Origin of the sequence: Streptomyces sp. S186 (genome assembly GCF_051603415.1) — a bacterium.
Classification (GTDB): domain Bacteria; phylum Actinomycetota; class Actinomycetes; order Streptomycetales; family Streptomycetaceae; genus Streptomyces.
This window is the reverse complement of sequence record NZ_CP193932.1, coordinates 7,163,694-7,186,805: the sequence shown is the minus strand read 5'-3', so window position 1 is coordinate 7,186,805 and position 23,112 is coordinate 7,163,694. Positions and strand designations below refer to the sequence as shown.

24 protein-coding genes and 2 pseudogenes are annotated in these 23,112 nt (G+C 71.5%); 15 read left to right on the top strand and 11 right to left on the bottom strand.

The genetic code is table 11. The features are described from left to right. The first annotated feature begins 17 nt into the window (after nucleotides 1–17). From ACRAS8_RS31040 to murJ, 3 genes are all read left to right on the top strand, one after another. Entirely contained in the window at nucleotides 18–209 is a 192-nt protein-coding gene (locus ACRAS8_RS31040) for a hypothetical protein (RefSeq protein ID WP_438489294.1), read from the top strand. 103 nt (nucleotides 210–312) lie between these two features. Next, on the top strand, nucleotides 313–819 hold the full coding sequence (locus ACRAS8_RS31035; RefSeq protein ID WP_438489293.1) for a DinB family protein: 507 nt from the start codon (nucleotides 313–315) through the stop codon (nucleotides 817–819). A 363-nt stretch (nucleotides 820–1,182) separates the two neighbouring features. Further along, a complete protein-coding gene (murJ, locus tag ACRAS8_RS31030; protein WP_438489292.1) occupies nucleotides 1,183–2,964 on the top strand; it encodes a murein biosynthesis integral membrane protein MurJ in 1,782 nt (593 codons plus the stop codon). A gap of 31 nt (nucleotides 2,965–2,995) precedes the next feature. On the opposite strand, the gene ACRAS8_RS31025 is transcribed toward murJ, so the two are convergent. Then, nucleotides 2,996–3,229 carry a hypothetical protein gene (locus tag ACRAS8_RS31025; RefSeq protein WP_438489291.1) on the bottom strand — a complete coding sequence of 78 codons (234 nt, stop codon included), beginning with the start codon at nucleotides 3,227–3,229 and terminating at the stop codon, nucleotides 2,996–2,998. 886 nt (nucleotides 3,230–4,115) lie between these two features. Beyond that, complete coding sequence (locus ACRAS8_RS31020) at nucleotides 4,116–5,807, bottom strand: protein kinase domain-containing protein (protein ID WP_438489290.1); 1,692 nt, start codon at nucleotides 5,805–5,807, stop codon at nucleotides 4,116–4,118. A 124-nt stretch (nucleotides 5,808–5,931) separates the two neighbouring features. On the opposite strand from ACRAS8_RS31020, the gene ACRAS8_RS31015 reads away from it, so the two are divergent. The 3 genes from ACRAS8_RS31015 to ACRAS8_RS31005 all read left to right on the top strand — a co-directional run bounded on the left by ACRAS8_RS31015 (nucleotide 5,932) and on the right by ACRAS8_RS31005 (nucleotide 8,024). Continuing rightward, nucleotides 5,932–7,080: an FHA domain-containing protein gene (locus ACRAS8_RS31015; RefSeq protein ID WP_438489289.1), complete on the top strand. Its 1,149-nt coding sequence runs from the start codon at nucleotides 5,932–5,934 to the stop codon at nucleotides 7,078–7,080. 58 nt (nucleotides 7,081–7,138) lie between these two features. Beyond that, nucleotides 7,139–7,489, top strand: coding sequence for a DUF2867 domain-containing protein (locus tag ACRAS8_RS31010; protein WP_438489288.1), 351 nt, complete (start codon nucleotides 7,139–7,141; stop codon nucleotides 7,487–7,489). Between the two features lie 160 nt (nucleotides 7,490–7,649). Continuing rightward, complete coding sequence (locus ACRAS8_RS31005; protein ID WP_438489287.1) at nucleotides 7,650–8,024, top strand: VOC family protein; 375 nt, start codon at nucleotides 7,650–7,652, stop codon at nucleotides 8,022–8,024. 46 nt (nucleotides 8,025–8,070) lie between these two features. Here ACRAS8_RS31005 and ACRAS8_RS31000 read toward each other — a convergent pair whose 3' ends face one another. Next, complete coding sequence (locus ACRAS8_RS31000; RefSeq protein ID WP_438490649.1) at nucleotides 8,071–8,364, bottom strand: MarR family transcriptional regulator; 294 nt, start codon at nucleotides 8,362–8,364, stop codon at nucleotides 8,071–8,073. Between the two features lie 50 nt (nucleotides 8,365–8,414). Between ACRAS8_RS31000 and ACRAS8_RS30995 the strand changes: the two are divergent. From ACRAS8_RS30995 to ACRAS8_RS30985, 3 genes and pseudogenes are all read left to right on the top strand, one after another. Then, nucleotides 8,415–8,795: pseudogene (locus tag ACRAS8_RS30995) on the top strand (malonic semialdehyde reductase); the annotation flags it as partial. A 59-nt stretch (nucleotides 8,796–8,854) separates the two neighbouring features. Continuing rightward, nucleotides 8,855–9,283, top strand: a pseudogene (locus ACRAS8_RS30990) (hypothetical protein); the annotation flags it as partial. A gap of 247 nt (nucleotides 9,284–9,530) precedes the next feature. Further along, on the top strand, nucleotides 9,531–9,791 hold the full coding sequence (locus ACRAS8_RS30985; RefSeq protein WP_438490696.1) for a hypothetical protein: 261 nt from the start codon (nucleotides 9,531–9,533) through the stop codon (nucleotides 9,789–9,791). A 93-nt stretch (nucleotides 9,792–9,884) separates the two neighbouring features. Here the strand turns inward: ACRAS8_RS30985 and ACRAS8_RS30980 are convergent, their stop codons facing one another. Both ACRAS8_RS30980 and ACRAS8_RS30975 read right to left on the bottom strand, forming a co-directional pair. Beyond that, complete coding sequence (locus ACRAS8_RS30980; RefSeq protein WP_438489286.1) at nucleotides 9,885–10,625, bottom strand: class I SAM-dependent methyltransferase; 741 nt, start codon at nucleotides 10,623–10,625, stop codon at nucleotides 9,885–9,887. A 71-nt stretch (nucleotides 10,626–10,696) separates the two neighbouring features. Next, nucleotides 10,697–11,155 (bottom strand): Lrp/AsnC family transcriptional regulator, encoded by a 459-nt coding sequence (locus tag ACRAS8_RS30975; RefSeq protein ID WP_438489285.1) that lies wholly within the window; start codon nucleotides 11,153–11,155, stop codon nucleotides 10,697–10,699. Between the two features lie 170 nt (nucleotides 11,156–11,325). On the opposite strand from ACRAS8_RS30975, the gene ACRAS8_RS30970 reads away from it, so the two are divergent. Together ACRAS8_RS30970 and ACRAS8_RS30965 are read left to right on the top strand one after the other, a co-directional pair. Beyond that, nucleotides 11,326–11,970 (top strand): AzlC family ABC transporter permease, encoded by a 645-nt coding sequence (locus ACRAS8_RS30970; RefSeq protein WP_438490648.1) that lies wholly within the window; start codon nucleotides 11,326–11,328, stop codon nucleotides 11,968–11,970. Then, nucleotides 11,963–12,292: a branched-chain amino acid transporter permease gene (locus ACRAS8_RS30965; RefSeq protein ID WP_438489284.1), complete on the top strand. Its 330-nt coding sequence runs from the start codon at nucleotides 11,963–11,965 to the stop codon at nucleotides 12,290–12,292. The genes ACRAS8_RS30970 and ACRAS8_RS30965 overlap by 8 nt, the downstream gene beginning before the upstream one ends. An 85-nt stretch (nucleotides 12,293–12,377) precedes the next feature. Here ACRAS8_RS30965 and ACRAS8_RS30960 read toward each other — a convergent pair whose 3' ends face one another. Continuing rightward, entirely contained in the window at nucleotides 12,378–13,043 is a 666-nt protein-coding gene (locus ACRAS8_RS30960) for a nitroreductase (RefSeq protein WP_438489283.1), read from the bottom strand. A 127-nt stretch (nucleotides 13,044–13,170) separates the two neighbouring features. On the opposite strand from ACRAS8_RS30960, the gene ACRAS8_RS30955 reads away from it, so the two are divergent. After that, complete coding sequence (locus tag ACRAS8_RS30955) at nucleotides 13,171–14,061, top strand: DUF2268 domain-containing protein (RefSeq protein WP_438489282.1); 891 nt, start codon at nucleotides 13,171–13,173, stop codon at nucleotides 14,059–14,061. A gap of 90 nt (nucleotides 14,062–14,151) precedes the next feature. On the opposite strand, the gene ACRAS8_RS30950 is transcribed toward ACRAS8_RS30955, so the two are convergent. The 4 genes from ACRAS8_RS30950 to ACRAS8_RS30935 form a co-directional block, all read right to left on the bottom strand. After that, complete coding sequence (locus tag ACRAS8_RS30950; RefSeq protein WP_438489281.1) at nucleotides 14,152–15,027, bottom strand: GNAT family N-acetyltransferase; 876 nt, start codon at nucleotides 15,025–15,027, stop codon at nucleotides 14,152–14,154. Between the two features lie 32 nt (nucleotides 15,028–15,059). After that, nucleotides 15,060–16,553 (bottom strand): amino acid permease, encoded by a 1,494-nt coding sequence (locus tag ACRAS8_RS30945; protein ID WP_438490647.1) that lies wholly within the window; start codon nucleotides 16,551–16,553, stop codon nucleotides 15,060–15,062. A gap of 118 nt (nucleotides 16,554–16,671) precedes the next feature. Continuing rightward, nucleotides 16,672–17,628: a hypothetical protein gene (locus ACRAS8_RS30940; RefSeq protein WP_438489280.1), complete on the bottom strand. Its 957-nt coding sequence runs from the start codon at nucleotides 17,626–17,628 to the stop codon at nucleotides 16,672–16,674. A gap of 219 nt (nucleotides 17,629–17,847) precedes the next feature. Beyond that, nucleotides 17,848–19,275 carry an MFS transporter gene (locus ACRAS8_RS30935; protein ID WP_438489279.1) on the bottom strand — a complete coding sequence of 476 codons (1,428 nt, stop codon included), beginning with the start codon at nucleotides 19,273–19,275 and terminating at the stop codon, nucleotides 17,848–17,850. A gap of 25 nt (nucleotides 19,276–19,300) precedes the next feature. Here ACRAS8_RS30935 and ACRAS8_RS30930 point away from each other — a divergent pair, with 25 nt between their 5' ends. After that, nucleotides 19,301–19,834: a CGNR zinc finger domain-containing protein gene (locus ACRAS8_RS30930; RefSeq protein ID WP_438489278.1), complete on the top strand. Its 534-nt coding sequence runs from the start codon at nucleotides 19,301–19,303 to the stop codon at nucleotides 19,832–19,834. A 555-nt stretch (nucleotides 19,835–20,389) separates the two neighbouring features. Then, the gene (locus ACRAS8_RS30925) at nucleotides 20,390–20,782 is read left to right on the top strand and encodes a winged helix-turn-helix domain-containing protein (RefSeq protein WP_438489277.1); all 393 of its coding nucleotides are present in this window, start codon (nucleotides 20,390–20,392) and stop codon (nucleotides 20,780–20,782) included. Nucleotides 20,783–20,836: 54 nt separating this feature from the next. Here the strand turns inward: ACRAS8_RS30925 and ACRAS8_RS30920 are convergent, their stop codons facing one another. Further along, nucleotides 20,837–22,573 (bottom strand): hydrogenase maturation protein, encoded by a 1,737-nt coding sequence (locus tag ACRAS8_RS30920; protein WP_438489276.1) that lies wholly within the window; start codon nucleotides 22,571–22,573, stop codon nucleotides 20,837–20,839. 348 nt (nucleotides 22,574–22,921) lie between these two features. On the opposite strand from ACRAS8_RS30920, the gene ACRAS8_RS30915 reads away from it, so the two are divergent. Continuing rightward, nucleotides 22,922–23,086 (top strand): hypothetical protein, encoded by a 165-nt coding sequence (locus ACRAS8_RS30915; RefSeq protein ID WP_438489275.1) that lies wholly within the window; start codon nucleotides 22,922–22,924, stop codon nucleotides 23,084–23,086. Nucleotides 23,087–23,112: the final 26 nt, after the last annotated feature.

Sequence of the window (23,112 nt, the reverse complement as noted above, 5' to 3'; positions counted from 1 at the left end):
CGGAAAGAGGAGGACCTGTGACGACCAATGGCAGTGAGACCCCGGCCCAGCAGCGGCCAGCGGAGCTGTACACCGGTAGCGAGCGGCCCTTCGACGCGGAGGACCTGGTCAGGGCGTCCGGGCGGGAGCCCACGCCGCACAGTCTGGCCTGGGCCCAGCGCATGATCGATGAGAAGGGGCGGGCCGCCATCGAGCGGTATCTGCCCTAGCAGTGGCGGTGCGGCGAGGTCGCCGCGCCGCCGCCATACGGCCCGGAGGCGGCGGCCCCCGGGCCGCGGCATACAGTGCGGCACGCCGCTACCCTCTCCGTACATGACAATTGAACGGATCGATCCGCCCTCGCAGGCCGGTGAGCGTGAGATGCTCCGCGCCTACCTGGACTTCCACCGGGCCACCCTGGCGATGAAGGTCGAGGGGCTGACCGACGAACAGCTGCGGCGGCGCTCCATGCCGCCGTCGACGCTCTCTCTGCTCGGCCTGGTGCGGCACCTGGCCGAGGTGGAGCGCACCTGGTTCCGCCGGGTGATCAACGGCGAGGACATCCCGCTGATCTGGTCCGACGAGGGCGACTTCCAGGCCGCGTTCGACGACGGCGAGTCCACCGGCGCCGCGGCCTTCGCCATCTGGCAGGCCGAGGTGGCACACTCCCGGCGCATCGAGGAGGCCGCCGAGTCCCTGGACCTCACCGCCCATCAGCCCCGGTGGGGCAAGGACGTCTCGCTCCGCCTGATCATGCTGCACATGATCCACGAGTACGCCCGGCACAACGGCCATGCCGACTTCCTGCGCGAGGGCGTGGACGGGGCCACCGGCCCCTGAGCTCCGCGGCGGACGCCCAAGGCCGACCGCACATGCGACGAGGTCCCTTTCCCGCGCGGGAAAGGGACCTCGTCTTCTTCTCCGGAGCGCCCGGCCGGCCTTGCACCTGCATCTCCCACCGGTTGGTGGACGTCTTTCCTTGGACCACGGACGCGCGACTCCCGTCCGCAGGACCGGAGTTCGGTCATGATCATACCGGACTTCCACGGCCCGCTTCACCAGGCGGACTTCCGGCCGAACATGGCCGAAGATGACGGGAATGCCCCCGCCCGCGACGGTCCGCGAACGACCGGCCCGCGCGGGATGCGAGGGTGGGCAGTCGACGACGGGCCGCGGGGCCCGCCCAGATGAGGAGGAACAGGCATGGCGGCGCCGAGCGAACAGGCCCACGGACCGGGCGGGCCGCCCAGCCGTCTGCCGGACGACACCCTTCCGCTGCGCCCGGCCACCGCAGAGACCACGGCGCAGGCCACCGCACCCGCCCCGGCGTCCGTACCCGAACCGAAGAGCGGCACCGCCCGCCTGGGCAGGTCCAGCGCCCTGATGGCGGCCGGCACGATCGTCTCCCGGATCACGGGATTCCTGCGCACCCTCGTCATGGCGGCCGCGATCGGCGTCAGCACGCTGGGCGACTCCTACCAGGTCGCCAACACCCTGCCCACGATGATCTATGTGCTGGTGAGCGGCGGGGCGCTGAACGCGGTGTTCGTCCCGCAGCTCGTCCGCGCCATGAAGAACGACGAGGACGGCGGCGAGGCGTACGCCAACCGCCTGCTCACGCTCGTCGTCCTCGTCCTCGCCGGCGTCACCACGCTCGGCGTCCTGGCCGCCCCACTGCTGATCCGCATGATGTCCCCGGACATCGCCGCCGACCCCCAACGCATGACCCTCACCGTGGAGTTCGCCCGCTACTGCCTGCCCACCATGTTCTTCATGGGCATCCATGTCGTGCTCGGGCAGATCCTCAACGCGCGCGGCCGCTTCGGCGCGATGATGTGGACCCCGGTCCTCAACAACGTCGTCGTCATCGCCGCCTTCGGCGCCTTCATCTGGGCCTTCGGCGGCTTCACCAGCTCCGGCGTCAGCGCGGCGACCATCACCCCCGAGGGCGTCCGGCTCCTCGGCCTGGGCACCCTGCTCGGCCTGGCCGTCCAGGCACTGGCCATGCTGCCGTACCTCCGCGAGGCCGGCGTCCGGCTCCGTCCCCGCTTCGACTTCCGCGGCCACGGCCTGGGCAAGGCTGCCGGCCTGGCCAAATGGACGCTGCTGTTCGTGCTCGCCAACCAGCTCGGTCTGATCGTCGTCACCGAGCTCGCCACCAAGGCCGGCGCCGCCGCCGACCGCGCCGGCCACCCCGGCTCCGGCTTCACCGCGTACCAATTCGCCTACCAGATCTGGCAGATGCCGCAGGCCATCATCACCGTCTCGGTCATGACCGCCGTGCTGCCCCGGATCTCCCGCGCGGCACTGGACGGCGACGCCACCGCCGTCCGCCACGACATCTCCTACGGCCTGCGCACCTCGGCCGTCGCCGTCGTCCCCTGCGCCTTCGCCTTCCTGGCGCTGGGCACGCCGATGGCCACCCTGCTCTACGCCGGCTCGGGCAGCGCGGGCGCCCAGGGCATCGGTCATGTCCTGATGGCGTTCGGCCTGGGCCTCATCCCCTACTCCGCGCAGTACGTCGTCCTGCGCGGCTTCTACGCCTACGAGGACACCCGCACCCCCTTCTTCAACACCCTCGTCGTCGCCGCGGTCAACGCCGCCGCCTCCGCGCTGTCCTTCGTCCTCCTTCCCGCGCACTGGGCAGTGGCCGGCATGGCCGCCTCCTACGGCCTGGGCTTCGCCGTCGGTATCGCCGTCGCCTGGCGCCGGCTGCGCAAGCGGCTGGGCGGCGACCTGGACGGTGCGCGCGTCCTGCGGACATACGCGCGCCTGTGCGTCGCCGCCGCACCGGCCGCCCTCGCCGCCGGAGTCACCGCCACCGCCCTGCTCCACGCCATGGGCAGCGACGCCCTGGGCTCCCTGACCGCCCTGACCGCCGGCGCGGCCATCCTCCTCACCCTCTTCCTCGTCCTCGCCAGACTCTTCAAACTCCCCGAACTCGACGCGATGTTCACCATGCTCCGCAGTCGCCTCGGCCGATGACCCCGACCGGCCCGACCGGCCCGCCGCCCGGTCATGGCCGGTGCTCCTGCCACGCCAGCTCCCTGAGCGCCATCCGGGCGGCCGGGGCGCGGCCCGGGATGTCGGCCCAGTACGGGTGCGTGGCGATCTGCACGGAGAGCCGCTGAAGTCGGCGGCGCAGCACGGCAGTCCGCGCCGGACTCTCCTCGGCGGCGAGCTGCTGATAGGCGGCGTACCAGGCGGACTGGGCCCGGACCAGGTCGGTGGGAAAGGCGTAGTGCGTCACACCAGAAATTGCATCACATGTTCGAATTTCGCCGCAGCACTCACACGAGTGAATGCGCCGGCGCCATTGTGACTGAGCGTCGTAGCCGGCCAGTGAGCGTCGCACTTGGCCAGTTGAGTCTTGAGTCGTGCCACATTGGTTGACGCCTGGCCACGGGGACTGGAAACGCCAAGGGACCGCTGGCGCGGGAGCGCGCCTCCCCACCCCCACGACGCACGGACGCCCGGCCCGTGACTCGGTGGCGATTTTCGCCCTCCGAACCTGGTACGCGATGCAGGCGAACCAGGGGGCTGAGGTGGGGACTGCTGGGGCGGGATCTGAGGGTCGGTGGGTGCACCCCGATGTTCATGGCCAGTGACTGAAAGGGGATGTGCATGGCCACCGGGCCGACCACCCTTCAGCCCATAGCCGAGCGTTTCAAGGACTCCGACCAGCCCGTGCTCTTGCTTCTGGGGGAGGGCTCCAGCCGACCGATTGCCGAACGCGCGCGGGTCTTCCTCGACGCTCACACGAATACACCGTGCGGCGCAGATGCTTCTCCACCCTGACGGCCTCGCTGAACCTGGCGAGACTGCTGGCATGAAGGTGGCTTCGAGGCCGGCGTCGAGGTCGAAGGCATCGGGGCCAAGGCCACCGCGGAGCTGTCGGTGGAGGTGAGGTACGAGCAGTCTCACGCGGTCACGGTCGTGCAGGAGCGATCGGTCCACGGCGGCGCCGTTGCAAAGGCCCGGCGTGCCACCGCCCCTGTACGCCGGGACCCACACACTGAAGGCCGTACACAAGGATGGTTCCCTGGCCTCGGAACAGAACGGACCGAGGGACGCACTGCTGTGCCACGACAGCCGCCTCGGCAGTCTCGGCGAGCGTGAGCCCTCCGCAAGTACTGTCAGCTGGGGGTCCTCCAGAGGGTGAGGAGGATGTCGAATTCGGGCATGTCGCTCTGGCCGCCGACAGCGTCCTTGAGTTCGAGCATGGCCAGGTTGTGCTCCGTGGTGATCGTGCAGAGCACCATGCCCTTGTGGAGGGTGGTGCGGTCGATCAGGTCCTTCTTGGGGATGTCCGAGGGCAGGACGTTGGTCTGGGCGCCAGCCAGGCATTCCTGGTAGGTGGTTCCGGCGCTGACGCCCATGGGCGTGACGAAGTGCAGCCTGCGGTAGACATCATTGACCGAGCCGTTGACGTTGTCGTACAACAGCTCGATCACGCCCGCCGTGTTGGAGTTGTCGGTCGTGGACTGTGGTTTGTCGAGGTCCACGAAGAGGGTGTTGCCGCTCGGCGGGCGAAGAGTCAGTGGTCTTGCCGCGAAGACGGGCGCGGTGGGCGCGACCGCGGGGGCCGAGGCGGATCCTGCGGACGGCGTTGCCGTGGCGGGGCCGGTGGACGGTGGGGTGGTTGCCGGGGTGCGGCCCGCCGCCGGGGGCTGCTGCGCGCGGGAGGGCGGGGTGTCGCCGTTCGACCACGCATACAGGACTGCGCCCAGCCCGGTTACGCAGGTCAGGGCGATGGCGGCAAGCAAGAGCTTGCGGCGGCGTGCGGCAGGGCGACGGGCGGGGGCGGCAGTCGGGGGTGTGCCAGGGCCGGCGGTCGGTGGGTGCGAGCCCGACTGCGGGGGTTGGGTGGGGGTGTCGGGCCCGACGGTCGCCCCGTACGTGCCGGGCGCGGGCAGCATGGGGGCATCCGGGAGTTCCCGGATGGCCTGTTCCCTGCGGGCGATCTCGGTCGTGAGAGGCGCGGGAAGCCAGCCGCTGAAGTCGCGGAGTTCGCGCCCGCATGCCTGCTCGCACAGGCCGGCCAACTCTGCTGGCTGCGGGCGGAGTTCGGGCTCGGGGGCCAGGCAGCGGTCGAGGAGTGGGCGGAGTTCGGCGGGGTAGCGGCTGAGGTCGGGCGGTTGGGAGGCGGCGTTGCCGATCCGGTGGGCCACGGTGGTGGCCTGGCCGTCGCCGAACGGATGGTCTCCGGTGGCTGCCACCGCTGAGACCAGGCCGAGCGAGAACATGTCAGCCGCCGGGGTGAGGGGCAGCCCGGCCACGTGTTCGGGCGACATGTACTGAGGGGTACCGACCACACCACCGCTGCGGGTGAGCTGCGTACAGTCGGCGGCCCGTGCGATGCCGAAGTCGATCACCCAGGGGCCCTCGGCACCGAGCAGGATGTTGCTGGGCTTGAGGTCACGGTGGATGATCCCGGCGGCGTGGACGGCGCGTAGCGCCTCCGCCACACAGCCGACGAGTTGAAGGACCGCCGGAACCGGCAGGGGGCCGAAGGTCTCAAGGGCGGCGTGCAGGGGCAGCCCCGGGATGTAGGTGCTGGCAAGCCACGGCCGTTCTCCGGTGGAGTCGTGATCCACTACGGGTACGACGTGATAGCCGCGTACCTGGCGGGCGGCGCGGACCTCCTGCAGGAAGCGCAGGCGGTACTCCTCTTCCTCCGCGAACTCACTGCGGATCACCTTGAGCGCGACCGGCTGGTTGCCCCGGGTGCGGGAGAGGAACACCGAACCCATGCCGCCCTCGCCGATGCGGGCCAGCAGCCGATAACCGCCCACCATCTGCGGGTCGTTCGCCTGCAGTTGCCTCAACTGACCATGCTTGCCCGTTGTTTTGATGTGAATCCCCTCCCCGGCCGTACTGAGGGTGCGATGCTAGCGGCGGGACGGGGCCGAGGTGGCCGAAATCCTCGTTGTGCGACCGTGCGGAGGAACGATGGAGCACAATCTGCCGGGTGCGGCCGATCAGGCGGCGTTTCTGGTCGACCTGTCCAACGTCGTGCGCGAGCGATCTCTTGGCGGCCCGGCAGCCCGGTCCCTGCATCGGTTCCGCCTGGTGGTGGAAGCCCTGGGACGCCTGACCGGAGATCCGGACGTCCCTGTCTATCCCGTGGCCGACAAGAGCCTGCTCGGCGAGGCCCGCGAGTTCGCGGATCCAGGGGATGTGCGAACGCTGCGCCGCTGGATCAACAGCGGCTTGGTAGAACAGGCCGGCGACGCCGACCAGCGCATCCTGGAGCTGATGGAACTGACCAGCGCGGCGCACACCCGGGCCGTCACCAATGACCGGTTCGGCGCCTACCGGCGTGTGTTCCCCTGGATCCAGGGGAACACCGACCGGTTCTTGAAACCGGTGGCGGGACCGTCCGGCACGGTACGCCTCATCCCGCTCCACATGGGAACCCGCACCGAGGCCGAGATCTCTCGCAGCGACGAACTGGCGGCATTCAAGAAACAAGAGCTGCTGAAGAGTTCCGGCCAGCCGCTCACCCGCGTCGTCAACCGATTCTGGCGCTGCCCCGAGCCGCGCTGCACCGTCTACGATCCCCGCGGCGGCCGGGTGCTGCTGCCGCGCATGCTCGGGGGCGTGCCCAGCTGCGAGGTACACCGCCTGGCCCTGGCGGACGCGGGTCCCCGTCCGGCCATGGCCCAGCTCAAAGCCATGATCCACGGTGTGTGCAAAGGCCGCTACACCGTGGAAGAGGGCTCCCAAACAGGTGTCGGGCGCAACCCCGTCAACGGCATCGTCCTGTACTCCCTGCTGCCCTCGGACGTCGCCGGCCGGGTCAGTCGTGAGCATGTCGTCGTCTCGGCGCAGAGCGGGATCCTCCTGGTCCGCGATGTCAGCAGATGCGGCACGCGCATGCGCACCGCCGGCCGACGCGGTCGAATGGGCCCCTGGAAAGACCTGCCTCCAGGACAGGACCGCCCCTTCGGCCCAGGAGACGAAGTCGAACTCGCCCCCGGCGTGCTGCTCACCCGCAGCGGCCGCCGCTTCCCCGCCGAGCTGGCGGCAGCCTGGCGGACCGAAGGCACAAGACGGCCGACTCCCACAGCCGCCTCGCAACCGACGGCCCTGGACTGAGGGGTTGCCTGATCAGCTCCCTCACTTCCGCGCGGCTGCGCTTGCCGTCGTCGGCCGCATGCAAGTGGTTGCCGATGCGCACCGAGAGGGCGAGGTCCACCGGCAACCGGTCGCGCAGGGACCCGACCTCGGATCGTCCCCGTTCACCTCCCGCAATCGGACGGGCGGCGAGTGGGCCGCCGAGATGGGCAACAAGACCGTGCACGCGGTGAGGCACATCGGCTGGGTCCCGGACGGGTCCGGAGGCTACCGCGGCCAGATGGCCGTCCTGGTGAAGCCGAACGGGCTGTTCGGCAGTCTCTACATGGCCGCCATCAAGCCCTTCCGGTACATCGGGGTATACCCGCCCCTGATGCGCTCCATCGGCCGCCAGTGGCCGGCGAACGCCGTCAGGCGGAGCGCGCCCTGACGTACCTCTACGGGCACGAGTCCGCGATGGACGCGGGCCCGCGACAGCCCGGTGGCGGATCGGCGCAGTGCGCCGCTGCGCATGTCCGCCGCGGCGGCGGGAAAGACCACTCCCGTACGCGGGAGTCCCGGAAGCGGTCGAGGAACGAGGGGTGTCGGAAGTGATTCGAAGGCTGCAGGCGGTCGCGCTGGACTGCGCCGATCCGGTACGGCTGGCGGAGTTCTACGCGGATCTGCTCGGCGGCCGGGTGGTCGCGAAGCCGGAGGAGCCCGACTGGATCGAGGTGCACGGGTTCGAGGGAACACCCCTGGCCTGCCAGCGGGTGGACGGCTACCGGCCGCCCGCATGGCCCGGCCAGCAGCATCCTCAGCAGCTCCACCTCGACTTCGACGTGGACGACCTGGACGGGGAGGAGAAGCGGGCGCTCGCCCTCGGCGCCACGGTGTTGGAGCGGACGGACCAGCTCCGCCCGGAGGCCAACTGGCGGGTCTACGCGGACCCGGCCGGCCATCCGTTCTGCCTCTGCCTCCACTGAGCCCTTCGGGTCAACCACGGCGAGCCGGTCGCAGACCGGGCCGTCGTCAGCTGATCGACGTGTCGCCGTGGGCTTCGAGGGGGGTGCGCAGTGCCGCGGCGACGCGGTCGCAGGTCTCGCGGTCGAGCGGCTTGAGGATCTCCGCGTAGTTGCGCAGGTGCGCCGCCATCGCCGTGTCGGTGATCTCATGACCCCGCTCGGTGAGGTGGATCTTCACGGTCCGCCGGTCGGAGCCGTCGCGCACGCGCTCGACCAGGCCCTTGGCCTCCATCCGGTCGATGCGATTGGTGATCGCACCCGAGGTCACCATGGCCGCCTTGAGGAAGGCGCCCGCGGTCAGGGCGTACGGCGGGCCGGAGCGGCGCAGTGTGGTCAGGACGTCGAACTCGCGACCTGATCAAGCGCGACCCGACGGCGTTCAACCTGTCCTCGCTGCGCATCACCCTGATCCGCACCCCGGAGGCCCGCGCACGCCTCCTGCCACGCATGGCCGAGGGCAACCGGTCCAAGACCGCCACCGCACCGCTGGTCGCGATCCTCGCCACCGACCACGAATTCCACGAGGAACTCCCGCAATTGCTGCCGCACGCACCAGGACTGAAGGACGAGTACTTCGCCGAGCGGACCGTGCGCGAGCAGGCGAGCCTGCTCAACGGCGCGCTCCAGGCCGCCTACTTCCTCATTGGCGTACGCGCCGCGGGGCTCGCCGCGGGTCCGATGACCGGGTACGACGCCGAGGGCATCCGCAAGGAGTTCCTGGACGACGACCACGGTCTGACACTGCGTCAGATGCCGTCCCTGCGTCGCCGCAACCACCTGGGGTAGTCCGCATGTCCACGTCCGCCACGTCTGCGACGTCCGCCACGTCCCTGTCGTCCACCCCGCCGGCCCCGTCCGCCCCGGCCGCGCGACCCGACCGACCCGTCCGGTCCACCAAGGGGCCCGGCCATGCCCGCCGCCGGAAGGACCCGAGCCAGAATGTCCCCGTCATCTGGCCGGCGTTGCTCGCCACGCCCCTCGCCGCCGGGGCCAACGCGCCGGTGCTGATCCTGCCGGACATGGCCCGCTCCCTCGGTGTCGGCGCCGCGGCCGCCTCCTGGCTGGTCACGACGTTCGCCTGGGCGATGGCCGTCGGCACCCCGTTGATGGCGGGTCTGCTGCGGCGGCGCGGCCTGCGGGCGGTGCTGCGGCTGAGCGGGCCCCTGGTGCTCGTGGGGACCGTGCTGGTCGCGGTCTCCCCCTGGCTGCCGCTCGCCCTCGTCGGGCGCGCGGTGCAGGCGGCCGGGGGCGCGGGACTGGTGACCTCGGCGATGAGTCTCGGCGGTCGCCCTGCTCGCGGTCGTCAAGGTGGGGCGGGTACGCACGTGAAGTCCAGCCCGCCGAGGGCCGGTTCGACGCCCCGGGGGGGCCGCGCTGCTCACCGCCTTCGCCACGGCCCTCGTCCTGCTGCCGACCGTACCGGCGTACGGCGCCGCGTCGACGTCGTACTTCACGCTGTTGTTCGCGGTGCCCGAGCTGCTCGCCGACCGCGCCGGCTGGTCGAAGGGGAGCATCGGGACCGGCCAGTTGGTGGCGCTCCTCGTGGGTGCCGCGCTCTTCTGGTTCTTCGCGGCCGGGTCCGCGCGGCTGAGCCGGGCCATGGTGCGGGTCGTGCTCGTGGTGCTCGGGGTGGCGGCCGCGGGGACGGCGGTGGTGGCGAGTTGGGGTCCGCTGCTCCTGGTCTCGGTGGGGCCTTCGGTCCGGCGATCGCGACGATGCTGGTCCTGAGCTGAGCCACGGACCGGCGTACGTCCACGGACCTCACACCACGGGAGTGCGCGGCGCCCTGCGCCCGCGCCCCGTGGCTCCCCGTACCCGGCATCACGGGCCTTCGGCCGCCGCGATCAGGAAGTTGGGCAGGTGGACATAGCTCTCGATGCCGGGGATGGTGTCCTGCGCTTCGCGTGCCGTACCGGGGTCGAGTCCCGGCTCGGCGATCTCCCGCAACCGGCAGCCGAGGGCGGCGAGTTCGTTGAGATAGGCCGAGAGCGGGCGGTGGAAGTCCCAGGCGTGGGTCTGGGCGATCGGGTACTCCTCCAGATAGCGGCGCAGGCGGTAGTCGCCGTGCTCGCGCCACGTCGACAGCAGCTGCTCGAAGGCCGGGTGGTTGACGGAGAAGAGGAACAGCCCGCCGGGACGCAGGGCCTCGACGCAGGCACGCATGGCCGGTTTCCAGTCCGGGACGGCCGGCAGCACCATGCTGCAGACCACGGCGTCGAACGGGCCGCCGAGGTCCGGCAGCCGGGTCAGATCGGCCTGGACGTATGCGATGCCCTGGGCGCGGGCGCGTTCCTTCTCCTGTGCGTAGGCGAACATCGTGTCGGTGGGCTCGACGCCGGTGACGCGCGCTCTGCGGGCGGCGAGCAGGCGGCTGAAGTAGCCGTGCCCGCAGCCCGCGTCCAGGATGCGGCGCCCGTTCACCTCGCCGAGCATCCGCAGCAGCACCGGGTTGATCAGATGGCGTTTGGCGAAGTCGCCGTCGGGTTCCATCGCCTCCAGGGCCGCCCGGGGAATGTCGTTCCACTGCCGGATCGCCGCGTCGTTCGTCGGTTGCGTGGTCACCGACGGGAGCGTAGTGCGGTTGGGGCGGCCGCCCGTGAGACGCAAAGCGGCCAACCGGGGGCCGGGCGGGCTCACGGCTCGGTCTTGATCTTCTTCATGGTCAGATGGGAGTCCACCCGCAGCACACCGCGCAGGCCGGTCAGCTTGCGCGTCAGGAACGCCTCGTAGGCGGCGTGGTCGGCGACCGTCACCCGCAGAAAGTAGTCCGGCCGCCCGAAGAACCGCCGCAGTTCGATGACCTCCTCGTAGGCGGCCACCGTGTTCTCGAACTCCTCGACGGTCTCGCGGTCGGTGGCGTACACCTCGACGTCGACCAGCACCTCCAGGCCGCGGCCGACCGCGGCGGGATCGATGACGGCGCGATAGCCGGCGATGACACCGCTCTCCTCCAGGCGCTTGACCCGGCGCAGACACGGCGGCGGGGTCAGCCCGACGCGCTTGGCCAGCTCGACGTTGGTCAGCCGCCCGTCCTGACGCAGGTGAAACAAAATTTCCCGGTCGATCGCATCCAGGTCGATTCCGTTACCCATAGGGCGATCATAGGGGCATGACCGGCAACCAAATAAGATCCATTTCCTCCTAAAATTGCGGCATGGCAATACCCCCGGTCACCGCCGACGCTCCCGTCGGGCCCGCACCTCCCGCCCCGTCATCCCGGACGCCGCCCCAATTCCGGGCCGGCTTCAAGGACTCCGCCTCGGTGGGCCTGGCGCTCGTCCCGCTCGGCATCGCCTTCGGTGTGCTGGTCACCCACTCCGGTCTCGCCTGGTGGTGGGCGTCCCTGTTCGCCACCCTCATCTACGCCGGCTCGTTCGAGTTCCTGCTGGTCGGCCTGGTCGGCGCGGTCGCCCCGCTGGCGACGGTCGCGCTGACCGCCTTCCTCGTCAACATCCGGCATGTCTTCTACGCGCTGTCCTTCCCCCTGCACCGCGTCCGGGGCCGGGCCTCCAAGACCTACAGCACCTTCGCCCTCACCGACGAGGCGTTCGCCCTGACCACCGGCGAGCAGGCCCGCTCCTGGCCCGGCGGCCGCATTCTGTGGCTGCAGGTGTTCATGCACCTGTACTGGGCCGGCAGCGCCACCGCCGGGGCCCTGCTCGGCTCGCTGATCCCCGAGAGCGTGCGGGGCCTGGACTTCGCGCTGACCGCGCTGTTCACCGTCCTGGCCCTCGACGCCATCCGGGACCGGCGGGGCGATCTGCCCACCCCGGCCCTGGCCCTGCTCAGCGCGCTCGCCGCCCGCCTGGCCTTCCCCGACCAGCTGCTTCCGGCCGCGTTCGGCCTGTTCACCGCGGGTCTGCTGGCCCGCCACTTCGTTGCCGAGCGGAGGCGCGCCCATGCCTGACACCCCGTACCTCGTCGCGGCGGTCCTCCTCTCCGCCGCCGTCACCTGGGGGCTGCGCGCCCTCCCCTTCGCCGCCCTCGCCCCGCTGCGCGCGAGCCGGACGGTCCAGTACCTCAGCCGCGGCATGCCCGCCGGCGTCATGGTCATCCTGCTCGTCTACTGCCTGCGCGATCTGCCGCTGACCGAGCCGCGCGCCCTCGCCCCGCTGGCGGCGCTGGCCGTCACCATCGGCCTGCACCTGTGGCGCCGCAACGCCCTGCTCAGCATCCTCGGCGGCACCACCGTCCATGTGGTCCTGGCCAGCACGGTGTTCGCGCACTGAGCGCCCGGCGTCGTACTCGCGCGCCGGGCGGAGGCCGCGGGCGGCGGAGCGGGCGTGCCGCCCCCGCATGCCCGCGGCCGGAGGTTCAGTCGCCGAGGAACGTGACCGTCTCGGCGAGCGGCGCCCGGTCGGTCCGGGCCGCGGTCACCGCGGTGTCCTCGTAGCCGATCGACAGGCCGCAGAAGAGGATCAGCCCCTCCGGCGGGGAGACGATCTCCGCGACCGTCGCGTGGTACACCGACCAGGCCATCTGCGGGCAGCTGTGCAGCCCTTCGGCGCGCAGCAGCAGCATGACGGTCTGCAGGTACATGCCGAGGTCGGCCCACTGGGACGACCCCATGGTGCGGTCGATGTAGCAGAAGAGGGCGGCGGGGGCGCCGAAGCACTGCCAGTTCGCGGCGGCGGAGCGCCGGCGTGCCTCGGTGTCCTCCCGCGGTATGCCGAGGGCGGCGTAGCGCCGCTCGGCGGCGGCGAACCGGCGCTCCCGGTAAGGGGATTCCAGCACGTCGGGGTACATCTGGTACTCCCGCTCATCGCCGGTGTCGCCGGCGGCCAGCCGCGCCGCGGTGCGCTTCTTGAGCTGGGCGAGCGGTGACCCGGTCAGCACATAGCTGTACCAGGGCTGGAGGTTGCCGCCGGACGGCGAGCGGGCCGCGGCGCCCAGCACGCGCTCCAGCAGCTCTCTGGGCACCGGCTCACCGGTGAAGCCGCGCACCGCCCGCCGGCTCGCCACCGCTTCGTAGACGTCCATGGGTAATTCCCTTCCCCGTTAGCACTGTTGACCTACCGCAATCTACGACAGCGGCTCCGGCGGGCCGGCGGGCGGCCCGGGCGGCGCGCTTGACCCTCCTGTTACCGGAGGGCCTACGGTCCCAGGCATGAAGATCGTTGTTCATGACACCGCGTCCGCCATGCTGGAGCTCCTGGAACGACCGCAGGAGCAGCGGGCGGACGCCCTGCGCGAGATGTTCGAGCCCCTCCAGCACGTGATGTCCGAGGTGACGGGCGAGGTGGACCTCGTCGGGATGCACCTGAGGGGCGGTGGCTTCCGGATCGACCGCGACGACCCGCGGTATCCGGCCGCCCTGCGCACGATGCGGGACGCGGACGTGTGGAACCGCGTCGAGGAGGCGGTCGCGGCCGCGTGGCAGCGGATCGACGGCGCGGTGCCCGGCGTCCGGCACGCCGGGACCGTACACGTCGTGGTGACGCTCGGCGATCCCGACAACGCGCACCTGACCGGCCGCAGTCGCGGCTATCTCGGCTTCGGCGGGTTCCCGGGCGCGATCCAGCTGTACATGTGGCCCACCGAGACCAGTCTGCGGAACATCGGCCATGCCGCCGCGCACGAGCTCCACCACAACGTGCGCTATGCGAACGTGGTCTGGGACCCGGCGTCCGTCACGGTGGGCGAACAGGTCGTCGCCGAGGGGCTCGCCGAGGCGTTCGTGCGGGAGCTGGCCGGCGAGCAGGCCATGTGCCCGTGGACCCTGGAACTGACCGGCGCCGCGCTGGACGCGGCGTACGAGAAGATCACCGCCGCGGTCGACGTCGCCGGTATGCAGAACCTCACCCCGTACGTCCACGGCGACGCCACCGCACGGCTCATGGGGGCCGAGCCCGTGGGGCTGCCGGACTTCCCCGGGTACGCGGCCGGACTGCGGATCGTGACGGCGCATCTGGCGGCGTCCGGGCTGACGGCCGCGCAGAGCGTCGCGCTGCCGGCCCGCGAGATCCTCGGCAACGCCGGTGTGCCGACCGGCGCGTGACCGTACCGGGCGGGGCCGGCCGGCGGTCGGGGCCCACCACGCGCGCCGCCGCGGGTACGCCGGCTGCGGCGGGCGGGACGGCCCCGGTCGTCAGCCCAGTTCGAGGCTGGTGACACCGAAGGTGTGGGCGGCGTCCACGGCCGGGACCGGCCCGGTGTACATGCGCACGGTGTGGGAGCGGGGGGTCAGGCCACGGGTGGTGGCCAGGGTGTGCGCGGGGGTGTTGGGTTCGGGGATGTCGAGGGTGACCTCGCCCTCGGGGTCGAGGTGCGCGGTGAGGGCGTCGAAGAGGGCCTCGGCGGTCTCGCGGGTGTCGGCGAAGAGCGGACCGATGCGGTGGCCGGAGCGGGCCGGGCGGAGCACGCCGTAGCCGGCGACCTCGCCGTCCCGGAGGTGGACCCGGGCGGTGTGGCCGGGAGCGGTCAGCCAGCGGGTGACGAACTCCCGCCGGTCGGCGGGGAAGCAGCGGCGGTCGTAGGCGGCGATCGCGTCCAGGTGGGCGGCGGTGACCGGGCGGGTGTGCGGGGAGAGCGCCGCGCCGGGGGCGGGGTGGCCGGTGTAGCGGAGGGTGTCGTGGGCGGCGGTGAAGCCGGCGCGCCGGTAGGTGGCCTCCTGGGCGGGGACCCCGTCCAGGCCGATGGTCCGGGCCCCGGCGTACGGGAGGGCGGCGCGCCAGGTGGCGAGGCCGAGGCCCTGGCCGCGGAGGTCGGGGGCGACGAGGTAGTAGCCGAGGAAGGCGTAGGTGTCGGAGTAGTTGACGAGGGAGAGGGAGGAGACGGTGCGGTCGCCGCGGCGGCCGAGGAAGAAGCCGCCCGGGTCGGTCGGGTGGAAGCGGGTGATGTCGCCCTCGCCGGGGTTCCAGCCCTCTTCGGCGGTCCATTCGACGACCTCGTGCCAGAGGTCCAACGGGGCGGCGGCGACGTCGAGTTCGCCGGCTTCCGGGGCGGTGCGGATGGTCGGTCGCATCGGGGGTGCGTCCTTTCTGGTGGGAGCTGGGGTCAGATCAGGTCCATCGCCGCGACCTCGTCGGGGCTGCCGTAGCTGACCGGCCCCTGGAAGCGGCGGCGGGCGGTGGCGAACCACCAGACCGTGGCGATCACCAGGACCACCGCCAGCGCGATCGGCGCGTAGTTGAAGGTCGCCGGGGTGACCGGGGACTGCTGCGGCAGCATGAACAGGACGTTGCTGACGACGATCCAGAGCACGGCGATCGCGGCGACGGGCTTGCCGTAGCGGCCGAGGTTCCACGGTCCGGCCTGAAAGTCGTCGAGCCGCAGGCGGAGGAAGATGGGCACGCCGTAGGAGAGGAAGAGGCCCACGACGTTGATGCTGACGACGGCGGTGAAGGCGGTGTGCGACCACCAGCCGGGGACGACGAGGACCAGCGAGCAGACGGCGGCGAGCCAGACGGCCTTGACGGGGGTGCGGGTGCGGTCGGAGACCGAGTGCCACCAGCGGGAGCCGGGCATCGCGCCGTCGCGGGAGAAGGCGAAGATCTGCCGGGTGTTGCTGGTCATGTTGGCGAGCCCGCAGAAGAGCATGGCGCCGATGACGATCAGCAGCAGGAACTTCGCGGTGTGCACGCCGAGCGCGTCGGTGAGAATCCGCACCGGCGGGGCGTCGTCCTTCGCGGCGCCGGCGTAGTCGCGGATGGCGTACACCAGGGCGAGCATGAGGATCAGCCCGGTGAGGGCGGAGTATCCGATGGCCCGCATGATGCCGCGCGGGGCATTGACGGTCGCCTTCACCGTTTCCTCGGACATGTGGAAACTGCCGTCGAAACCGGTGAAGGTCCAGCTGGTGACGAGCAGGCCGAGCATTCCGCCGTAAATGGCGTTGGTGAAGCCGGTGTTGTTGGCGAAGTGGGTGGCGAAGGACGGCGCTTGATGGTGCGCCGGAATCAGCGTGAGGGTGGCGACGATGACCACCATGCCGATCAGCAGCCACCACACGGAAATCCGGTTGAGCACCGCGACCAGTCGGACGGTGTAGGTGTTCGCGAGGGCTTGCACCAGCAAAATCGCCGCGGTGATGCCGACGGTCTGCGGGCCGGTGGCCTGATAGGACGGCCATTGCATGGCGATGAACGCCTGGATGAAGGTGGCGGCGGCGAAGTTGGTGGCCGCGGTGCCGCCGACCTGACCGACGAAGTTGAGCCAGCCGGTGTACCACGACCAGGCGCCGTGGTGGCGCTTGGCGAGCTTGCCCGCGGAGAAGTAGAGCGCGCCGCTGGTCGGGTAGGCGGAGGCGATCTCGCCCATGGCGGCCCCGACGAACAGCACCATGAGGGAGACCCCGATCCAGCCGAAAATCAGGATGCGGGGTCCGCCGGCGTTCAGGCCGAAGCCGAAGGAGGAGAAGATGCCGGAGATGATGTTGATGATGGTGAAGGAAATGGCGAAGTTGTCAAAGGCGCGGAATCTGCGGGTGAGTTTCCGCGGGTAGCCCATGGCGTGCAGCGTCGCGTCGTCGTCGAGGGCGGCGGGGTCCATGCCCTTCGGTGGTTTCGAGCGGTTTTTGGCGCGAGTCGGGGAGGACGTGCGGTCGGACACTACCGAAACCTTTCTGCTGGTGGGGTCAACGGTTCGGCGGAAATATGCGGCCGGTGCGTCACAAGCCGTGCGGGACGGGAAGTCCGCACGCTCTGCGGGCTTTCGTCAACTGCTCTTCGGGATCGCCGAAAGCGCTCCAGGGCATACGGGAGGCATAGGGCCCCATGGCGGTGAGGACCTCGCGGGCCTCGAATTCGAGTTTCGCCATGAAGAGCGCGTGGCCGAGATAGGCCAGGTCGACGACCGGGGTGAAGCGGTAGCCGGCCACGGTGGGGAACCAGTTGCGGTACACGCCCGTGGCGGCGGTGATCCACTGCGGCTGTTCCCAGGCCCGGGCGGCCAGCGGCGCGTCGGGGTCGTAGTCCTCGACGAGTGCCACCAGGGGCAGCAGCCGGAGCGGCGAGGAGGCCGCGGCGCGCTGGCTCAGGAAGGCGGCGACGTCCCAGCCCGCGCTGGACGAGCCGCCGTAGCGGGCGAAGAAGAAGGACAGGAAGCGGTGGTGGGCCTCGCGGTGCCAGGGGTCGAGCCGGAGGATGTGCGCGAGGAGGTACCAGGGCCCGGTGGGCGAGGTCAACAGGCCCTGCGGGGCGGGGTCCTGGGGGTGGTCGAGCCGGGCGAGGGCGAGCTGGGCGACCCAGGGGGTGGGGTCCCCGGGCGCCAGCTTCGCGGCGCGTTCGCACGCGGTGCGCGCGATGCGCTCCAGGGCGCCGGCCCGCCGGTCGCCGGCGTCGGCCATCCGCAGGGCCCGGAGCATCGCCACCCGTGCCCAGAGCAGGGCGGCTTCCGGGCCCGGCTCCTCGTCGAGCCAGCGTTCGGCGAGGTCGGAGCCGGCCGCTTCGGAGGCGAGTACCAGTGACCGGTGGGCCCGCAGCTCGAAATCCCGGCGGGTCTCCCGGAGTACCTCATGGGCGCTGAAGTAGCGCCCGGCCCGGACATCCACACATGCTTGCGCCAGCGCCCGGTCGTCGGCTGCTGGACTCCATACGTACTGCCCCTCGAAAGAGCCGGCCGGCATGTTCCCCTCCCGGTGCACGCGGATGCCTTGCGGCGCCCGCGCATTTCGTCCATGCCGAATTCGGCCGGACCGCCGCCGCTGGTCGGTCGGCAGCGGCCCACACCCTACTCACTTCCTCCACCTTTCGAAATCAGTCGTCTGGAATATCTGGTTCCGCACCATTTCGTCAGACGGAGATTGAATAAGAAACCAGTGCGCCGGAGGTTTTGGGCGGCATATTCACTCCTTCCCGCACACCAGCCATGCCACCAGTCCGCCGAGGGCCGCGATCGCGCCCGCGACGAGGAACACCGCGGTCAGTCCGGCCGCGTACGCCGCCGGTGCGGCGCCGGCTCCGGTGCCCGGAACGGAGCCGTGGAAGACGGTGCCCAACAGGGCGATGCCCAGCGCCAGTCCGAGCTGCCGGGCACTGTTGACCGCGGCACCGGCGACGCCGCTGTGGGCCGGTTCCGCGAAGGCCATCGCCAGTGCCGGCAGGACCGGTGAGACCAGCCCGGCGCCGACGCCGGTGACGATCAGGCCCGGTGTCAACACCTGCCAGGACGACCCGGTTCGGGCCAGGAGGAGCAGCAGGTCGCCGGCGGCCACCAGGAGGGTGCCGCCGCCGACGCTCCACCGGGCGGGCATCCGGTGCAGTGCGCCGCCGGCCAGCGCGGAGGTGGCGAAGAAGGCCAGCGGCTGGACGGTGAGGACGAGGGAGGTGCCGAACGAGTCGAGCCCGGCGCCGTTCTGGAGCCAGAGGGAGAGCACCGGCAGGAACGCGAACGCGCCGAGGTAGTAGGCGCCGGAGGCGAGCAGGAGCCCGTTGAAGGCGGGCGTGCGGAACAGCCCCGGCGGCGCCATCGGGCGGCGGGCGGCGCGCTCCACGACGGCGAAGGCGAGCAGCAGCACCACACCGGCTCCGAGGCCCAGCAGGGTCGGGCCATCGCCCCAGCCGGCCTCGCCGCCGCGGATGAAGCCGAAGGTGATGCCGGTCGCGGCGAGGCTGAAGGTGGCGATTCCCGGCCAGTCGATCCGGGCCGCGCTCCGGGCATGGTCGGCCGGGATCCTGGTCGCCAGCCACAGCGCCACCGCGCAGACCGGCAGCGCGCCGTAGAAGATCCATGGCCAGGAGAGCAGTTGGGTGAGCATGCCGCCGGCGACGTTGCCGATGCCGGCGGCGGCGCCGGCGACCGCGCCCCAGACGGCGAAGGCCCGGGCCCGGTCCCGGCCGGTGTAGGCCAGGCCGATCAGCGGGACGAGGGTGGCGAACATCGCCGCGCCCGCGATGCCCTGCACCGCGCGGGCGGCGATCAGCAGGCGGACGTTTCCGGCCAGGGCGCAGGCGAGGGTGGCGGCCGTGAAGACGGCGAGGCCGAGGACGTAGAGGCGCTTGCGGCCCAGGGCGTCGCCGAGGGAGCCCATGCCCAGGAGCAGGCCGGCCAGGGCCAGGGTGTAGACGTCGGTGATCCATTGCAGCGCCCCGAAGCCGGCGTGCAGATCGCCGGCCATACGGGGCAGCGCCACCGTCACGATCGTCGCGTAGACGAGCAGCAGGAAGGTGCCCAGGCAGGCGGCGACCAGAGGCAGCCATCTGCCGTGGTCCTGTGGGGAGTTGACGGGCAAGGAGGAGGTACGGGGCGGCCGGCCGGCCAGGTGTGCGTCCATGACCCCACCCTGATGTAATGCCCTTATGCAGCTGAACCCTTACGGGGAGGACCCGGTCCGCTATGTGGTCGACCTCACCAACTCCCCTCCGGCCAGCGCGAACGAGCTGGCCGAGCGGTCCGTCGCGGCCGGCATGGTCCTGGACCACCCGGTGACCGACGACGATCTGACCGAGGTGCTGGCCTACCTGGACCGGTTCGCCGCGGTCGTCGACGCCCCCACCGACGCCCGCCGGGCGGAGCTGCTCAACGCCCTGCTCGCGGAGGCCGCCGCCTATCCACGGCTCACCGACCACGCCGACGGCGGCTGGCACCTCCACTACCGCGAGGACGGCCGGCACCTCGCCGGGGTGCTGCGGGCGGTGGCCAGTGTCGGCACCGCGCTGCATCTGAGCGGGCTGGGAATGCACCGGCTGGGCCGCTGCGCGCTGGCCGAATGTCCCGCCGCCTTCGCGGACTTCAGCCGCGCGGGCCGGCAGCGGTACTGCTCCCCCACCTGCGCCAACCGCGACGCGGTCCGGCGGCACCGCGCCCGGCGCGAGAACCGGAAGGATCCATAAGGAATGTGTAAGGAAATCGATGTGGATTGAACCGATTCCCGGGACCCGGCGACTCTGCGCAACGGGGCCCGGCCGGCGCGAAGCCCGGCAAACATGAAATCGGCTCAAGAGCAACCGTAATTAGCGGAAGCTACTATCCGGAAGCGCGCGATCACATGTAGCGTTCGTTCGGACCGGTGACGTGACGGTTGTTCACGTCACGGCTGAGTACGGGCACGGGCGCGACCGCACTCCCTGACGGGGAGGGAGAGCGATCGGCCCGTTGGGGGCACCCGCATCACGAGTGTCGGTGCACCGGCCCGGCCTGCCACCGGGCTGCGCAGCGATCGCGGCACAGCGGTACGCACGCCGCGCGTCGAGCACCGCCATGTCTGTCCGAACACGCCTGCTTTGCAAGAGGAATGGGCCCAGATCATGTTTATGAACGCGTCGACGACCCCCCTTGCGTTGCGTCCGGATGCCGATTTCGGCGGGCCGGCAAAGTCCGGCCACGGAGGACCACCCCTGGCGGTCGACCGTCTCCCCGACGGCAAGTGGCAACTCACGCTGCACGATTTGGAACCGGTATCGGTTCACCGACTGACCTCGGACAAGCTGCACATCATCCTCGCCCCGTCGTGTACGGACGCGCCCGCGGTGACCGCCGGCGCGCCACCGCAGGCGCCGGAGCCGATCCAGATCGACACCGCGGCCCGCACCGTCGCCATCGACGGCCGGCAGATCGACATCCCCCGGCTGGAGTTCGACCTGCTGGCCCACCTCGTGCTGCATCCGCGGCGGGCGTTCACCCGGCAGCAGCTGATGGCCGCGGTCTGGCCCGACTGCGAGTCCAGCGACCGCACCGTCGATGTGCACATCGCCCGGCTGCGCCGGCGGCTCGGTCCGGGCCGGCGGAAGCTGATCACCACCGTTTTCGGCATCGGGTACAAGTACCTGCCGGTGCCGTGAACCCGGCGGTGTAGGCCGGGACGTACGGGGGCGCACCCGCGGCCACCGGCTCGTTCAGCCGTGCCCGCGGGGTGCGCCGCCGGCCGCCGGGGCGCCGGCGTTGAGGTGCTCCGGGGTGCCGGACCGGTGCTCCTTGCGGACGAAGGCACGGCGCAGGGCGTGATAGGGGGCGTCCGGGTCGGCGAACGTGCGCTGCATTCGGGCCAGTTCGTCCGCGCGGTAGGCGGCGAGCGGGCGCCGTGCCTCGTCGTTCTCCCGGCGGTCCTTCTTGGCGGCGATCCGGGACGGGACGCCGGGGGACGCGGCGAGCCGGCGGGCCAGGCGCCGGGTGTGGTCGCCGAAGTCCTGTGCGGTGCAGTCGATGATCCGGTCGACCAGTCCGAGCCGCTGCCCGTGTGCCGCGGTGAGGGGCAGGGCGCGGTCCATCAGCCGCGCGGCGGTCTGCGGGCCGACCCGGCGGGGCAGGGAGTACGTCCAGTATTCCGAGCCGTAGAGCCCCATCAGCCGGTAGTGGGGGTTGAGGACGGTGGCGTGCCGGCACCAGACCTCGTCGGCGGCGAGCGCCAGCATCGCGCCGCCGGCCGCCGCGTTGCCGCCGAGGGCGGCGACCACCAGCCGGTCGGTGGTGGTCAGCACGGCGTGCACGAGGTCGTCGAGGGCGTTGATGTTGGCCCAGGACTCCGCGGCGGGGTCGGCGGCGGCTTCGATGACGTTGAGGTGGATGCCGTTGGAGAAGAAGTCCCGCTGTCCGCCCAGCACCAGGACGGAGGTGGGCCGGGTGCGGGCGTAGCGGTAGGCGGCCAGCAGCCGGCGGCAGTGGTCGGTGCTCATCGCCCCGCCGGGGAACGAGAAGCGGAGGAATCCGGCCGGTCCGTCCTCGTCGTAGCGGATGTCGGTCCAGGTGCGCGGGGCGCCGTCGCCGGCCTCCAGGGGAGCGGGGATCTCGGGCAGCGGCGGGAGCCGGTCGCCGAGGGCGAGGGTGGCGGGCAGTTTGACCGTGGCGGGCCCGCCAGGGGCGCGGGCCGGACGGAGTTCGGGGATCCAGACGGCGCCGTCGACGGTGGCCCGGCAGAGCGCGCCATGGCGGGTGGCGAGCAGTGCGCCGGGGCGTCCGGTGAGGGTGTCCTCGGGGTGTCCGCCGTGCAGGAACCAGGTCCCGCCGAGGAGTTCGTCCCGTACACCGGGGCGGGAGTCGGCGGCCCTCAGGGTGCGCAGGACGGTCTCGGTGGAGTCCGTCGTCCAGTCGATGCGGCGGTCGTCCTGGCGGAGCGGTGGCCGGGGGCGGCCGAGGAGCCGGGCGGCGGGCACGGTGTGCTGCGGTTCCGGACGGTGGGTGCCGGAGGCGAAGCGGTCGACGGCGGTCAGCAGCGCCTCGATGGCCGCGTCGGCGATCTCGTTGCGGTACAGGTCGCTCTTGCCGACGGCCGGGACGGGGCACTCGGCCGTCGCCCAGACGTCGCCGGCGTCCATCTCGTCGTTGGCCTGGAGGACGGTGACGCCCCAGCGTTCCGCGCCCAGGTGGACGGCCCAGTCCACCGAGGACGGGCCGCGGTCGCCGAGCGGGCCGGGGTGGACGATCAGACAGGGCCGGACCGACCAGATCTCGCGGGGGATGGCCGTGGTGAGCATCGGCGCGACGATCAGGTCCGGGTCGTGCCGCGACACCAGGGCGGCCGGCGGCGTCCCGCGGGCGACCAGTTCGACGCCGAGGCGGTGGCCGCGGTCGGCGAGTTCGGCGTAGGCGCGCTGCGTCAGGCTGTTGAAGGCGCCGGCGAGGAGCAGGATGCGCACAGCGGGCTCCCTGGGGTGGCTGGAGGCGGTGGACGGTCGTGATCGTTACGCGTGCGCGGTGGCCGGGCGGCGGACCCGCCAGGGAGGTCACCCGATAGCGTCCGGGTCGCGCCCGCCGGGCGGCGGACCCGGGGCACTTCTGACGGCACGTCAGGAAGTTCCGCGCCCGGTCGATTCGGCGGAATCTCGCCAAAGTTGGCGCTCCGAGCCGGGCCCCCGGCGTCTCCATATTGCCTTTCATTGACATTCGCTTGGCGCGCCTTTTACTTTCGATGGGTCGGCACCGGCGCAGGTCAGAGCACCGCGACACCGGGTGCCGTCCCCCCTTCCCACACCTTGGAGGTCCCCATGGAGCAGCTCATCAAGAAGATGGCCCAGGACGACGTCTGGCAGAGCTGGGTGGCCGTCAACTCCGCCGGCCCGGACCCGCGGACGGCGAAGAACGGCTGCATCAGCGCCGCTCCCAAGTCCGGCTGCATCAGCGCCGCGCCCAAGAGCGGCTGTATCTCCTGACGCCCGGCCGGCCCCGGCGGGCCGGC